This is a genomic window from Rhizobium sp. BK251 (assembly GCF_004345245.1).
Classification (GTDB): domain Bacteria; phylum Pseudomonadota; class Alphaproteobacteria; order Rhizobiales; family Rhizobiaceae; genus Rhizobium.
Genome location: NZ_SLUQ01000005.1, coordinates 105,999 through 119,734 on the forward strand (window position 1 = coordinate 105,999; position 13,736 = coordinate 119,734).

The following is a 13,736-nucleotide window of genomic DNA, read 5'->3' on the forward strand; positions in this document are numbered from 1 at the left end:
TGACGAGACACTGATGAGCTAGATTCAGCAATACTTAATTGGCGAAGTCTCATCCACCGATCAGAGATCCACGAGAGAGCCATATGCGCATGGTGGCATTGGCCTGCCGGTGCGGCGAATTGCGAAGCGCAAATGAATGAAGAACTGCCATGCGTGATTCGCTTTAGGCGACGTCGCGCGATGAAAATGGCCTCTCGTCTGGGCGTCATCACACCTCGCCGGACCGGTCTTTCCCAGCGGTCTACTTCTCGTCTTTCCTGGCTGAACTGTAGTGCCGTCATCGGTCGGAATTTTGCCCATACTTTCAGCCACCTGACCGGTCCATGTCGTCCTCCGGTCGCGACCGTGTTCGGGTTCGGCGAGGCGCCGCGCACGGTGCTCTCGGCAACGCTGGCCGCGGGAGCGGGGATAAAAGCCTTCCCAAACCGCGATTAATCTATAAACTCGGTCGGGTAATGCGGTAGCAGGGGCCATTGTATTCGGCCCCGCGTCTATGCTGACCGTTGCAGGAGGTCTTAAATTCAACTGAGAGGAGACAGACATGACGAATGCCCTGCCCCCACTTCACAACGGGCACGCCCCGATAACCCTGCAGCAGCTTTTTCGCGAAGCGATTTACGCGTTTGAGGAATGGAATGCGGAAATGGCAGAGCCCTTCGTGACATTCGAAGGGAAGTTCTTGCCGATCAGCGCCGTTTTCGAGGCGATGCGTGGCTGCACCGATATCGTGCCGGCCAACGTCGTTGGAAGCGTGACAGAGAGATTGACCAAGCCCTGGCAGGGTGAAGGACCTCTCGACGAAATGACGTTCCAGACCGCCGCGCGCGTCATGGGTGTCCTAGTGCGAAAACGCCTGCACGCCAATGGTGGCGCCGATTTGGCCGCCTTGGCTTCGCGCAGCGCCGAGGCCGAGCACTCTCAGCGATAACCCCGGATTCTTAGCCAGATGGCCGGCGAGCGACGCTGGCCATCTGAGTCTGAAGTATCTGCGACGCCGTCCTTCTTTTTCAAAAGACGCATGTCCGAACGCAGCGGCGTTGCAGGCGCGATACAGGCACGCGATTTCATCAAGTTAAACTATACAAATTATGAGCTATCGCCTTGTTTGGGGCCAACTTCAGCGCTATCTAAAACTCTGCGGGTTTTGATGTGTTTTGGGCTCAATTCGCGGCTCGACGGCTCCCTTTTGTGCCGCCGGTCTCCCCATATCCTGAAAAGCAGGCGCGCATGCTGACGAAAAAAGGAAAATACGGATTGAAGGCGCTCGTCGACCTGGCGCAGCTGGCCCCGGGCGAAACGGCATTCATCAATGATGTTGCCGAGCGGAACAACATTCCGAAGAAGTTCCTCGATACGATCCTCCTCGAGCTCCGTAATGTCGGCATTCTGCGTTCCAAGAAGGGGCCGGGCGGCGGCTATTCCCTCTCGCGCCCAGCTTCCGAGATCCGCATCGGCCATGTGATCCGCACTCTTGACGGTCCGCTTGCGCCAATCCGCTGCGCCAGCCGCACGGCTTATGAGGCATGCGACGACTGCGCCGATCCGGAGACCTGTCACGTGCGGCGCTCAATGACGGAAGTCAGGGATGCGATTGCCTCCATCCTCGACAACATGACCCTGGAGCAGTTCGTTGCGATCGGCGGCTCCGTGGAAGAGCCGGAAGAGCAGCAGACAAAATCCATAGCCAGCTAAGAATTGGCTTTCGGTCTCGGAGTTGAACCCGACAATGCGTGATGTGGCTTGTCGCTACGGTGTGTCGTCGTGCGGCAGCGTGATTGCATTGAGGTGATAGTTTCCGACCTCATGATATTTCCAGCCGACAGGGTCCTGCAGTGTGTGGGTGCGTGCGTTACGCCAGTGTCGGTCGAGGTTGAGGCCGATCCTGGTGGAGGCAGCTCCGGCCAGTTCGAATAGCGTGTTCGCCGCGTCCAGAGCTATTTCCGTCGTCAGCACATTTGCAGCTGCCACTGCAAGGGTCGCGTCGACGATATGAGCATCGGTCGCGTCGACCTGGGCGGCATCGACTTTCTTGCCCGCTCGCTCGACCATGGCCGTAGCAGCTTCAATTCGTATCGCGATCTGGCCGATCTTGGAAACGGTGAACGCGTCCTCGGCGACGCTCCCCGGACTGCCGCCCCTCGGGTGACGTGCCTTGTCCCTCACGAAGGTCAGCGTCTCCGAAAAGGCGGCGCGCGCGATGCCGAGATCGACTGCGGCGTGGACGAGCTGACCGACGGAAGCCACGGTTGCCCGTGCCGGTCTGTCCTGGAAGAAGATTGTGGCGTCAGCCGCCACGTAGACATTGTGGAAGGCCGCGGTGCCGCTGCCCGTCGTGCGCTGGCCGAAGCCGTCCCAGTCGTCGATCAGCTGCACGCCCTCGGTTCCGCGCGGCACGAGCGACATCGTCTGCCGGTTGCTCGCATCCGGGGCGAACATCGCCAGCCAGTCCGCGAAGAGAACGCCGGTCGAATAGGGTTCCCGCCCGTTGAGGCGATGCCCCGGTCCCTCCGGGGTCAGGCGTAGGTCCGTGCGGTCCGGCGCCGCTGGGCCGGCCTCCGGAAGCGACCTGCCGAACCGGTCGCCGGCGAGCGCCCGGCCGAAGAAGAACTTCCGCTGCTCCTCCGAGCCATCGGCGCGCAGCACTTCGAGGACGTGGAAGTGGTTCTGGAGAATCTCGCCGACGGAAGGATCGCCCTCGGCAAGCAGCGCAATCACCTCGGCGAGTATGGCGTTCGAAATGTCGAGGCCGCCGTATTCCGCGGGTACGGTGATGCCGAGAAGGCCCGATTGCGACAGGGTATCCATCTCGTCATGCGGCAGGACTCGGTTGATGTCGCGATCACTGGCATGCTTCGCGAAGCCGGCGGCGAGCGTCCGGGCGATCTCGAGCGCCTCTTCATCGCTCTGGATGCGATGTGCGGCTGGACGGACACGTTCGTGAAGCTGCGAAACGGTTCCCATCGAACACTCCATCGTCATGACAGGGTATCAGTGTCTCAGCGAAGTCGTCCTGATAAGAGAGCCTATTTCGTAGATATTGTCGATTTTGGAATCTTTTTCTTTGGGCCCAGGCTCAGACTTACCGTCGTACCTCCGGGCCATTTGCCGCTACCGCTCGATCGAGGGGAACGACAACCCTTCGAGATAGGGCTGGAGTTCCTCATCGGCTTCGACGCCCACGGCATTGTTGAAGACGGCCGTCGCAATCATGATCCCCGCGAAGGCCACGAGGTTGACAAGCGTCGCCTCGTCGTAACGTGCCTTCAGCCGCTCCCAGATTGCTGCGGGCACTGCGTTGGAATCGGCGACGATCGCCTTGCCAAATGCCATCAGCAGCGCTTCATCGTCATTCGGCTCGATCGTTTCTGGTTTGAAACCCGCACTGATGAGCGCACGGCGAAAGAAGCCGACGGGGATGATAGAGCGGCTCTCGGTCGATATCGCCAGGCAAAGAAGCCAGATGGCCCGGTCGTCGATCGCCGGACGAAGCTCCTCGCGAAGCGCGAACCATTCAGCATAGATGCGGTGGGCGACCGGCGAATGAAGCAATGTCCGCTTCATGTTGGTCATGCGGCCGCGCAGCCGTACCTCTTCGTCATGCTCGGCCCGGATTTCGGGCGAAGCGGTTTCGTAGTCGATCTGTGAAATGTGGCTCATGCGCGCTGCTTAGCACGTCGCCTTGCCACGCTCCAGCGAAGCGGCGTGCGTCATTGTGCTGCCTCGCCGGCCTGGGCGAAGAATCGGTTTTCCGGGCGCGGCAGGCCGAGATGTTCACGAAGCGTCACGCCCTCGTAGTCGCGGCGGAAGAGGCCACGCCGCTGCAACTCGGGAACGAGCCGGTTCGCCACATCGTCGAGGCCCTGCGGTAGGAAGGGGAAGACGACGTTGAAGCCGTCGGAGCCCTCTTCGAAAAGCCATTGCTCCATTTCGTCGGCAATGCTTTGTGGCGTGCCGACGAAGGCAAGCCCGGAGTAGCCGCCGTAGCGCTGCGCGAGCTGGCGCACGGTCAGCTTCTCCTGCTCGGCAAGGCGGATCACCTGTTCGCGGCCGGTCTTGCTGGCATTGGTCTCCGGGATTTCCGGCAGGGGACCGTCCGGATCGAAGCGCGACGCATCATGGCCCAGCGCAATCGACAGCGAGGCGATGCCGCTGTCGTAGTGTACCAGGCTGTCGAGCTTAAGCCGCTTGGCCCGCGCCTCCTCGACCGTGTCGCCGATCACGACGAAGGCGGCCGGCAGGATCTTGAGGTGATCGCGATTGCGGCCGATGCGCTGCATCCGGCTCTTGATGTCCGCAAAGAGCGCCTGACCGCTTCGAAGGTCGCGCGGCGAGGCGAACACGACTTCCGCCGTCTCCGCCGCTAGCTGACGCCCGACATCCGACTGGCCGGCCTGCACGATCACGGGCCAGCCCTGCGGCGGACGGGCGATGTTGAGCGGGCCGCGCACCCTGAGATTCTCTCCCTTGTGGTTCAGCACATGCATCTTTTCGGGATCGAAATAGATGCCGCTCTCGGTATCTCGTATGAAGGCGTCGTCCGCGAAACTGTCCCAGAGCCCGGTCACGACGTCGAAGAATTCGCGCGCCCGGTGGTAGCGCTCGTCATGCTCGACATGTTCGTCCAGACCGAAATTCAGCGCCGCGTCGGGATTGGCGGTCGTCACGATGTTCCAGCCGGCACGGCCGCCACTGATATGGTCGAGCGAGGCGAAGCGCCGGGCGACGTGATAGGGCTCGTCGAATGTCGTCGAGGCGGTCGCGACGAGCCCGATACGCTCTGTTACGGCGGCAAGCGCGGACAGAAGCGTGAAGGGCTCGAAGGAGGTTACGGTATGGCTACGCTTGAGGGCCTCGATCGGCATATTCAGCACCGCGAGGTGATCAGCCATGAAGAATGCGTCGAATTTCGCCCGTTCGAGCGTCTGGGCGAATGTCTTGAGATGCGTGAAATTGAAGTTGGCATCGGGGTAAGCGCCCGGATAGCGCCACGCGCCGGTATGCAGGCTGACGGGGCGCATGAAGGCGCCGAGCTTCAACTGCCGTTCTGATGTCATCGCTTCGCTCCTCGGAAAACCCATACAAGGTGGGTTCGCCCGTCCAGGCAATCAAGCGCATCAAGGAACTGTTACTTGCCTTTCGCCGGCTTTGTCAGGCCGGGGCAAGGCTGCCCATCACGGTCGGTATCAGCTCGGTCACGGTCGGGTGGATGTGGACGGCGCGCTCGATCGTCGTGTAGGGTGCTTTTGCATACATGACGTCCAGGATGCTTTGGACCGCCTCGTCGCCGCCGGTACCGAGGATAGAGGCGCCGAGGATTTCCTTCGTGTCCGCATCCACGATGACCTTCATGAAGCCCTTCGTCTCACCTTTTTCAACGGCACGTCCGACGCGCGTCATCGGCCGCGTTCCGATCAGCAGCTTGCGGCCGGATTTGCGCGCCTCCGTCTCTGTCATGCCGGCGCGCCCGAGCGGCGGGTCGATAAAGAGCCCGTAGGTCGGGATCCGGTCGCTGACGCGGCGCGGGTCGTTGTCGAGCAGATTGGCGGCGACGATCTCGAAGTCGTTGTAGGCCGTGTGCGTGAAAGCGCCCCTGCCGTTGCAGTCGCCCATCGCCCATATGCCTTTGACATTGGTTTGAAGCTGGTCGTCGACGACGATGTAGCCGCGTGCATCGACTTCGATACCGGCCTTGTCGAGACCGAGATCGTCGGTGTTGGGTCGCCGCCCGACCGCGAGCAATACGTGGGAGCCAACGACCTCGGGCGCCCCGGCAGTGCAGTCGACGCCGACGGCAACGCCCTCAGGATGGCGTGAGAAGCGGATGCATTCAGCATTCAGCCGCAATGCGATCCCCTCGTCCTCGAGGATGTTGCGGATCGCGTCGCTGACATCCTCATCCTCGCGGCCGACGAGACGTGGTGCCTTCTCGATGATCGTCACCTCAGAGCCGAAGCGGCGGAATATCTGACCGAATTCGAGCCCGATATAGCTGCCGCCGACGATGACGAGATGGCGTGGCAACTCCGCGAGATCCATCATGGAGCTGTTGTTCAGGTAGTCGACCTCATCGATGCCGGGAAAGTCAGGCGCCGATGCGCGGCCGCCGCAATTGATGAAGATGCGCTCGGAAGTAAGGATCTCATCGCCGACGCGAACCTCGGTCGGGCTTTCGAAGCGTGCGTGGTCCTTGAACACGGTGCATCCGGCCATGCCTTGCAGCCAGCGCTCTACGCCAGTGCGGGAATCGAGGGTCACCTTTGCCTTGCGGGCCATCATCTTTGGAAAGTCGATCGCGATCTCGCCGCCGATGGAAACGCCGTAATCGGCTCCGCGTCTGGCGAGATGGATCGCATAGGCGCTGGCTACCATCGCCTTCGTCGGCATACAGCCGGTATTGACGCAGGTGCCGCCGAAGAGCTTGCGTTCGATCATGGCAACGGTCATGCCGGCTGCCGTCAACCGGCCGGCAAGCGATGGTCCGGCCTGGCCCGCACCAATGATGATGGCGTCGAATTTTCGGCTCATGGCAAGCGCCTCCCATCCATCCCGTTCCATTGTGCGGAACGCTGACAAGGTGAATGAGAAGCGCTTTTATTGCAACCACCGCCTGGCTACCGGCGGCGTGTGGGAGGCTCAGACGATGCCGCCGCCGCCGGCCGTCGATGCCGGGCGTTCTTCTGCGACCTTCTTCCGGTAACCGCTTGCTCGATAGGCCGCGATCGGATCGATCGCGCCGCCGGCGCGGCGACGGGCTTCGGCGAGGATCGGCTCGACATCGGCGCGGTAGGCGCGCTTCAGTGTTTCGGAAGCCATCAGCGCGTCGTTCTCGTCCTGGTAGCCGGCAAGCGCCTTGCGATCGACGATGAGCGCCTGCGCATAGGCGCGGCGGATCTCGTTGGCGCTGGAAATCAAGCTCTGGATCGGATCGGTCACGTTATGCGACTGGTCGATCATGTGTGCCGGATGGAAGTCCTTGGCACCACGCTCTTCGGCATCGACGAGCTCGTTGAAGACGAGGAACAGGCGATAGGGCTCGATCGCGCCCGCATCGAGGTCGTCGTCACCATATTTGGAATCGTTGAAGTGGAAGCCGCCGAGCTTGCCGAACTGGATGAGCCGGGCAACGATCATCTCGATATTGGTGTTCGGCGCATGGTGGCCGAGGTCTACGAGGCAATAGGCCTTCGGGCCGAGCGTCTGCGCGATCAGGTAGTTGGTGCCCCAGTCCTGCACGATCGTCGAATAGAAGGCCGGCTCGTACATCTTGTGTTCGGAGAACAGGCGCCAATCATCCGGCAGCGCCTTGTAGATTTCACCCATCGAGGCAAGGTAGCGCTCGAAAGACTTGGTGAAGTTGCTCTGGCCGGGGAAGTTCGAGCCGTCGCCGATCCACACCGTGAGTGCCTTCGAGCCGATTGCCTTGCCGATCTCGATGCATTCGAGATTGTGTTCGATCGCCTGCCGCCGGGTCGCGGCATCCGTATGGCTGAGCGAACCGTATTTATAGGAGTGCGCCTGGCCGGGAGCGTCCGAGAAGGTGTTGGAGTTCATGGCGTCGAAGCTCAGGCCCAGCGCGTCCCCCTTCGCCTTCAGTTCCTTCGCATCCGCCTTGTCCCAGGGAATATGCAGCGAAACGGTCGGCGTTGCCCGGGTCAGCTCGTTGATGACGGCGCAGTCGTCGAGCTTGTCGAAGATGCCGCGCGGCTCGCCGGTGCCAGGAAAGCGGGCAAAGCGCGTGCCGCCCGTGCCAACGCCCCAGGAGGGCACGGCTACGAAGAATTCGGCGACCTTGCGGGTGATCGCCTCGATGTCGACGCCGCGGCGGGCAAGCGTTGCACCTAGCGCTTCATAGTCGGCTTTCAGCGCCGAAGCGCGCTTGTCGTTTTCCGCTGCGACCAGATCCGGCGCAATCCTGAATTCAGCCATTGGTTCCTCCCAGAAAATCGGTTGCGGCGGGCCTTGAGCCCGCCGCCTGTTCTTAGCGCGTGAAGCTCTGCACGTTGCCGGCGTCGACGTTGATGATGTTGCCCGTCGACTTCGCCGAAAGGTCGGATGCGAGGAAGTAGATTGCCTCTGCGATGTCTTCCGGGAAGACGTTGAGTTTCAGCATCGAACGCTTGCGGTAATGTTCCTCGAGCTCATCCACCTCGATCTTCGAGGAGGCCGCGCGCTGCTCGCGCCATTCGCCGCTCCAGATTTTCGAGCCGCGCAGGACCGCATCCGGATTGACCGTGTTGACGCGGATGCCGGCGTCGGCGCCTTCGAGCGCCAGGCACCGGGCGAGGTGGATTTCCGCCGCCTTTGCCGTGCAATAGGCCGCCGCATTCGGGGAAGCGGCAAGACCGTTCTTGGAGGCGACGAAGACGACGTTGCCGCCGAGCGCCTGCTTGCGGAACAGGCGGAAGGCTTCACGCGAGACGAGGAAATAGCCGGTCGCCAGGATATCGATGTTCTTGTTCCACGTCGAAAGCTCGGTCGCCTCGATCGGTGCCGAGGAGGCAATGCCAGCATTCGAGACGAGGATGTCGATGCCGCCGAACTCGACGCAGGATTCCGCGAAGGAGGAGATGACACCATCCTCCTTGGTGACATCGAGCTTCACGGTGCGCACGGCGTCGGCGCCGTATTGCTTCTTGAAGTCGGCTTCGGTCGTTTCAAGCGCTGCCGCATCGATGTCGGCAAGCACCACGCAGGCGCCTTCGCTGGCCAGCCGTGCAGCCGTCGCACGTCCGATGCCGCCGGCACCACCGGTGACGAAGGCGACCTTGCCGGCAAGGCTCTTCGGCTTCGGCATGCGCTGCAGCTTCGCCTCTTCGAGCAGCCAGTACTCGATGTCGAAGGCCTCCTGCTCGGGCAGGCCCTGATATTCGGAAACCGTCGAGGCGCCGCGCATCACGTTGATGGCGTTGACGTAGAATTCGCTCGCGATGCGGGCCGTCGCTTTGTCGCGTGCGAAGGAGAGCATGCCGACACCAGGCACCAGGAAGATGACCGGATTCGCGTCGCGTATCGGCGGCGAATTGTCATGCTTGCAGTCGTTGTAGTAGCGCGCGTAGTCGGCCCGATAGTCTTCGAGTGCCTTGTCGAGGCTGGCGACGACTGCGTCGACATCCGGCTTGGCCGGATCGAAGTCCACGATCAGCGGGCGGATCTTGGTGCGCAGGAAATGATCCGGGCAGCTGGTACCGAGCGCACCGAGGGGGCGAAGCTGCTTGGAGTTGACGAATTCGAGCACCGCATTCTGGTCGTCGAAATGGCCGAGCTTGCGCTCCTGCTTGCCGATGCGGCCACGGATTTCCGGCATCAGCCGCGCAACGATCGCGCGACGATCAGCGACTGGAAGGCTATCGACCGCAGCGCCGCCGAAGATCACCTTGCCTTCGGTCTGCTCGGCAAACCACTTGATCGCCTTGTTGATGATGTCGAGCGTCAGCTCGTAGCAGGCCTTTGCATCGTCGGCCCAGGTGAAGAGGCCGTGGCTTTCCAGCACGACGCCCTTGGCGTTCGGGTTTGCCTTGACGAAGGCTTCGAGGTCGAGGCCGAGCTGGAAGCCGGGGCGGCGCCAGGGCAGCCAGCCGATTTCGCTTCCGAAGATCTGCTTCGTCAGCTCTTTCGAGTTCTTCGAAGCGGCAATCGCAATGATCGCATCCGGATGCATGTGGTCGACATGGGTGAAGGGCACGAAGCCGTGCAGCGGCGTGTCGATCGATGCCGCGCGGGCATTGAGATTGAAGGTGCAGTGCGGCAGGAAGCCGACCATCCGGTCCTCGTCCTCGACGCCGCGATAGATCTTCTTCAGCGATTCCAGCTTGTCCTGGTAGAGGGTCGCGAAACCGTCGAGCTTGATCGTGCCGACGTCGCCGCCGGAACCCTTGACCCACAGGACCTTGACCTTCTCGCCGTTCAGCGGATCGGTTTCCATGACCTTGGCCGAGGTATTGCCGCCACCATAGTTCGTGATGCGCTTGTCGGCACCCAGAAGATTCGAGCGATAGAGCAGCTTGCCGGGCTCGTCGAGGCCCGCTGCGTAACCATCATCCCACCGGTTTTCAAGAAGCCGGACGTTCGCCGCCATGTCATCCTCCCTAGGAATTCCTTCGAAAGCGCGGCAGTAAACCGCACGTTTTCGCTGATGGTATCGCGCATCAGATCTGTCGTTGTCAATCGAAAACGATCAAATTCGATTATGCTGCAGCGCAGTATGAAGATTTATGATCGTTTTTGATTGACAGGATTTAGTGGATACGAAATAAGTATGGCACAGGAGGAGCCCCATGCACGAACGCGAACGCCATCGCATCATTCTGAGCGCCGTTCAGGAAAAGTCGGTCGTCACGATCCAGGACATTTCCGAGTTGACGGACGCCTCGGAGGCGACGATTCGGCGCGACATCGCGGCTCTGCATGTGCAGGGCAAGATCAGGCGTGTGCGCGGCGGCGCCGAAGCGGTGCATCCGCCGCAGCTCGGCAATCTCGCCGGCCGGCCCTTCCGCGTTTCAGAATCAGTCAATATCGATAAGAAGCGCGCAATCGCCCGCAGGGCCGTCGATCTGTGCGAGCCGGGCGACGCGATCATCATCAATGGCGGCACCACCACCTTCCAGATGGTGCATTTCATGGCCGGCCATCGCATGCAGGTCATGACCAATTCCTTTGCCATCGCCGAACATCTGGTCAAGCATTCGAAGAACACTGTGACGGTTCCGGGTGGCGTGATCTATCGCGAGCAGAGCCTGATTCTCTCGCCTTTCGACAATGACGCGATCCGCAATTTCTATGCGCGGCGCTTCTTCATCGGTGCCCAGGGCGTCGGCCCGCTCGGCATCATGGAAGCCGATGCGCAGATCATTCAGAGCGAACAGAAGCTGATGCACCAGGCCGACGAACTGGTCGTCATGGTCGATTCCAGCAAGTTCAACCGTCGCTCGAGTCTCATTCTTTGTGGGCTGGAGCGGGTTTCGACGATCATCACCGACGAGGGCATTCCGGAGGAAGCGGCGCGGATGATCGAAAACGCCGGCGTGGCGCTCATCATTGCAAATTCCGCGTCGCAGGACGCGAAGGAGGATTCCTCGTCGGTCGCATGACGCGCCGGCAAGGTGTGGAAGTCTAATCTTAGTGGGAGGATAAACGCATGAAACTTGCAAAGACATTCGCGGTGGGCATCGCGCTCGCCGTCGCCATGATGGGTGGCGCGGCAAGCGCTGCCGACATGAAGATCGGCCTCGTGGTGAAGTCGCTCGGCAACGGCTTCTTCGATGCCGCAAACAAGGGCGCACAGGAAGCCGCGAAGGAACTCGGCGGCGTCGAGGTCATCTACACCGGCCCGACGACGACAACGGCCGAAGGCCAGATCGAAGTCATCAACTCGCTGATTGCCCAGGGCGTCGATGCCATCGCGATCTCGGCGAACGATCCTGACGCCGTCGTTCCGGCCCTGAAGAAGGCAGCCCAGCGCGGCATCAAGGTCATCTCCTGGGATTCCGGCGTGGCTCCTGAAGGCCGCATCCTGCAGCTCAACCCGTCGTCCAACGAGCTGATCGGCAAGATGTGCCTGACGCTCGTCAAGGACCACCTTGACGGCGGCAAGGGCGATTTCGCCATCCTGTCAGCAACGACGACGTCGACGAACCAGAACATCTGGATCGACCAGATGAAGAAGCAGCTCAAGGACTTCGATGGTCTCAACCTCGTGACGACCGTCTACGGCGACGACCTTTCGGACAAGTCCTATCGTGAAGCCGAAGGCCTGCTGAAGTCCAACCCGAACGTCAAGGTCATCGTCGCTCCGACGACGGTCGGCGTTCTGGCCGCTTCCAAGGTCGTCGAGGACAAGGGTCTCGTCGGCAAGGTCTACGTGACGGGCCTCGGCCTTCCCTCCGAAATGGCCGGCGCGATCAAGTCGGGCGCTACGAAGGAATTCGCCATCTGGAACCCGATCGACCTCGGCTATTCCGCAACCCAGATCGCCTATCACCTCGTCAAGGGTGACACGGACGGCGCTCCGGGCAGCGAGATCGAAGCTGGCCGCATGGGCAAGATCAAGGTTGGCGAAAACAGCGAAGCGGCCATGGCCGACCCCTTCGTCTACAACGCCTCGAACATTGACCAGTTCTCGAAGGTTTTCTGATCTCCGGAACTGCTTGGGCACCCGGCGGCGCGCCGCCGGGTTTCTCTTTTCTCATGGTTTTGCAGATGACCACTGTCCTTCAAAAACCCGTCAGGGCCGCAGTGCCCGGTGAAGTGCCCGCCATCCTGGAGATGCGCGGCATTTCCCAGATCTTCCCCGGTGTGAAGGCGCTTGATAACGTCAGTATCGCGCTCTACCCGGGTAAGGTGACTGCGCTGATCGGTGAAAACGGCGCCGGCAAGTCGACGCTCGTCAAGATATTGACCGGCATCTACAGGCCGAACGAGGGCGAGATCATCGTCGACGGCCATCCGGTAACCTTTGCGAGCGCGCAGGCGGCCATCGACGCCGGCGTGACCGCCATCCACCAGGAGACCGTGCTCTTCGACGAGTTGACGGTTGCCGAGAACATATTCCTCGGCCACGCGCCGCGCACGCGCTACCGCACCATTGACTGGAAGCTGATGAACAGCCGCTCGCACGAACTGCTGGTCTCGCTCGAGAGCAACATCGATCCGACGATCCGCCTCAAGGATCTCTCGATTGCACAGCGCCACCTCGTCGCGATCGCGCGCGCCCTTTCGATCGAAGCCCGCATCGTCATCATGGACGAGCCGACCGCCGCACTCTCCCGCAAGGAGATCGATGATCTCTTCCGCATCGTCGAGGGCCTGAAGGCGAGCGGCAAGGCAATCCTCTTCATCAGCCACAAGTTCGACGAGCTCTACGAGATCGCCGACAATTTCGTCGTCTTCCGCGATGGCCGCGATATCGGCCATGGCAAGTTGAAGGAGACCCCGCAGGACGAGATCGTCCGCATGATGGTCGGCCGCGACGTCGAGAACGCCTTTCCAAAGCTGGACGTGAAGATCGGTGGCCCGGTTCTCGAGGTCCAGTCCTACAGTCACCGCACCGAATTCCGCGACATTTCCTTCACGCTCCGCAAGGGCGAAATCCTCGGCGTTTACGGCCTGATCGGCGCCGGACGGTCGGAACTGGCGCAATCGCTCTTCGGCATCACCCGGCCGCTGTCGGGCCAGCTGCGGCTCGAGGGCAGGGACGTCTCAATCCATTCTCCCCACGACGCCATTCGCGCCGGCATCGTCTACGTGCCGGAGGAGCGCGGCCGCCATGGGCTCGCGCTGCCGATGCCGATCTACCAGAACATGACGCTGCCTTCGCTGGCGCGCACCTCGCGCAAGGGCTTCCTGAAGGCGGCTAACGAATTCGCGCTTGCCCGCAAATATGCCGAGAGACTGGATCTTCGCGCGGCAGCGCTTTCCGTGCCTGTCGGTACTCTTTCGGGCGGCAACCAGCAGAAGGTGGTCATCGGCAAGTGGCTGGCGACCATGCCGAAGGTCATCATCCTGGACGAGCCGACCAAGGGCATCGACATCGGCTCGAAGGCGGCCGTCCACGGTTTCATCAGCGAACTCGCCGCCGAGGGGCTCTCGATCATCATGATCTCGTCCGAGTTGCCCGAGATCGTCGGCATGTCGGATCGTGTGCTGGTGATGAAGGAAGGGCTTTCGGCCGGGCTCTTCGAGCGCAATCAACTTTCGCCGGAGGCGCTGGTGCGCGCGGCGACCGGAAACGCATGAGGGTG

The 13,736-nt window shown here is 61.6% G+C and carries 12 protein-coding genes; 6 read left to right on the forward strand and 6 right to left on the reverse strand.

Translation table 11 applies throughout. From position 1 onward, the window contains the following. The first annotated feature begins 132 nt into the window (after nucleotides 1–132). From EV286_RS13315 to EV286_RS13325, 3 genes are all read left to right on the forward strand, one after another. The gene (locus EV286_RS13315; protein ID WP_132957624.1) at nucleotides 133–435 is read left to right on the forward strand and encodes a hypothetical protein; all 303 of its coding nucleotides are present in this window, start codon (nucleotides 133–135) and stop codon (nucleotides 433–435) included. 106 nt (nucleotides 436–541) lie between these two features. After that, on the forward strand, nucleotides 542–928 hold the full coding sequence (locus EV286_RS13320) for a hypothetical protein (RefSeq protein ID WP_132957625.1): 387 nt from the start codon (nucleotides 542–544) through the stop codon (nucleotides 926–928). 299 nt (nucleotides 929–1,227) lie between these two features. Further along, nucleotides 1,228–1,692, forward strand: a complete 465-nt coding sequence (locus EV286_RS13325; protein ID WP_132957626.1) for an Rrf2 family transcriptional regulator — start codon at nucleotides 1,228–1,230, stop codon at nucleotides 1,690–1,692. Between the two features lie 54 nt (nucleotides 1,693–1,746). Here the strand turns inward: EV286_RS13325 and EV286_RS13330 are convergent, their stop codons facing one another. The 6 genes from EV286_RS13330 to EV286_RS13355 all read right to left on the reverse strand — a co-directional run bounded on the left by EV286_RS13330 (nucleotide 1,747) and on the right by EV286_RS13355 (nucleotide 10,075). Then, nucleotides 1,747–2,961 carry an SfnB family sulfur acquisition oxidoreductase gene (locus tag EV286_RS13330; protein ID WP_132957627.1) on the reverse strand — a complete coding sequence of 405 codons (1,215 nt, stop codon included), beginning with the start codon at nucleotides 2,959–2,961 and terminating at the stop codon, nucleotides 1,747–1,749. A gap of 147 nt (nucleotides 2,962–3,108) precedes the next feature. After that, nucleotides 3,109–3,657 (reverse strand): hypothetical protein, encoded by a 549-nt coding sequence (locus EV286_RS13335; RefSeq protein ID WP_132957628.1) that lies wholly within the window; start codon nucleotides 3,655–3,657, stop codon nucleotides 3,109–3,111. Nucleotides 3,658–3,707: 50 nt separating this feature from the next. Then, a complete protein-coding gene (locus tag EV286_RS13340) occupies nucleotides 3,708–5,054 on the reverse strand; it encodes an LLM class flavin-dependent oxidoreductase (RefSeq protein ID WP_132957629.1) in 1,347 nt (448 codons plus the stop codon). Between the two features lie 94 nt (nucleotides 5,055–5,148). After that, complete coding sequence (locus EV286_RS13345; RefSeq protein ID WP_132957630.1) at nucleotides 5,149–6,525, reverse strand: FAD-containing oxidoreductase; 1,377 nt, start codon at nucleotides 6,523–6,525, stop codon at nucleotides 5,149–5,151. Between the two features lie 108 nt (nucleotides 6,526–6,633). Next, complete coding sequence (gene rhaI, locus EV286_RS13350) at nucleotides 6,634–7,926, reverse strand: L-rhamnose catabolism isomerase (protein WP_132957631.1); 1,293 nt, start codon at nucleotides 7,924–7,926, stop codon at nucleotides 6,634–6,636. Nucleotides 7,927–7,978: 52 nt separating this feature from the next. After that, nucleotides 7,979–10,075, reverse strand: coding sequence for a bifunctional rhamnulose-1-phosphate aldolase/short-chain dehydrogenase (locus EV286_RS13355; RefSeq protein WP_132957632.1), 2,097 nt, complete (start codon nucleotides 10,073–10,075; stop codon nucleotides 7,979–7,981). A 199-nt stretch (nucleotides 10,076–10,274) separates the two neighbouring features. Here EV286_RS13355 and EV286_RS13360 point away from each other — a divergent pair, with 199 nt between their 5' ends. The 3 genes from EV286_RS13360 to EV286_RS13370 all read left to right on the forward strand — a co-directional run bounded on the left by EV286_RS13360 (nucleotide 10,275) and on the right by EV286_RS13370 (nucleotide 13,731). Further along, nucleotides 10,275–11,087 carry a DeoR/GlpR family DNA-binding transcription regulator gene (locus EV286_RS13360; protein WP_132957633.1) on the forward strand — a complete coding sequence of 271 codons (813 nt, stop codon included), beginning with the start codon at nucleotides 10,275–10,277 and terminating at the stop codon, nucleotides 11,085–11,087. 47 nt (nucleotides 11,088–11,134) lie between these two features. After that, nucleotides 11,135–12,130 carry a rhamnose ABC transporter substrate-binding protein gene (rhaS, locus tag EV286_RS13365; protein WP_132957634.1) on the forward strand — a complete coding sequence of 332 codons (996 nt, stop codon included), beginning with the start codon at nucleotides 11,135–11,137 and terminating at the stop codon, nucleotides 12,128–12,130. 65 nt (nucleotides 12,131–12,195) lie between these two features. Beyond that, nucleotides 12,196–13,731 (forward strand): sugar ABC transporter ATP-binding protein, encoded by a 1,536-nt coding sequence (locus tag EV286_RS13370; protein ID WP_132957635.1) that lies wholly within the window; start codon nucleotides 12,196–12,198, stop codon nucleotides 13,729–13,731. The last annotated feature ends 5 nt before the right edge of the window (nucleotides 13,732–13,736 follow it).

Coding starts and splice junctions, on each gene's coding strand:
- EV286_RS13370 (WP_132957635.1), top strand. CDS start 12,196: ATGACCACTGTCCTTCAAAAACCCGTCAGGGCCGCAGTGCCCGGTGAA.
- EV286_RS13325 (WP_132957626.1), top strand. CDS start 1,228: ATGCTGACGAAAAAAGGAAAATACGGATTGAAGGCGCTCGTCGACCTG.
- EV286_RS13355 (WP_132957632.1), bottom strand. CDS start 10,075: ATGGCGGCGAACGTCCGGCTTCTTGAAAACCGGTGGGATGATGGTTAC.
- EV286_RS13340 (WP_132957629.1), bottom strand. CDS start 5,054: ATGACATCAGAACGGCAGTTGAAGCTCGGCGCCTTCATGCGCCCCGTC.
- EV286_RS13335 (WP_132957628.1), bottom strand. CDS start 3,657: ATGAGCCACATTTCACAGATCGACTACGAAACCGCTTCGCCCGAAATC.
- EV286_RS13320 (WP_132957625.1), top strand. CDS start 542: ATGACGAATGCCCTGCCCCCACTTCACAACGGGCACGCCCCGATAACC.
- rhaI (WP_132957631.1), bottom strand. CDS start 7,926: ATGGCTGAATTCAGGATTGCGCCGGATCTGGTCGCAGCGGAAAACGAC.
- EV286_RS13315 (WP_132957624.1), top strand. CDS start 133: ATGAATGAAGAACTGCCATGCGTGATTCGCTTTAGGCGACGTCGCGCG.
- EV286_RS13360 (WP_132957633.1), top strand. CDS start 10,275: ATGCACGAACGCGAACGCCATCGCATCATTCTGAGCGCCGTTCAGGAA.
- rhaS (WP_132957634.1), top strand. CDS start 11,135: ATGAAACTTGCAAAGACATTCGCGGTGGGCATCGCGCTCGCCGTCGCC.
- EV286_RS13330 (WP_132957627.1), bottom strand. CDS start 2,961: ATGGGAACCGTTTCGCAGCTTCACGAACGTGTCCGTCCAGCCGCACAT.
- EV286_RS13345 (WP_132957630.1), bottom strand. CDS start 6,525: ATGAGCCGAAAATTCGACGCCATCATCATTGGTGCGGGCCAGGCCGGA.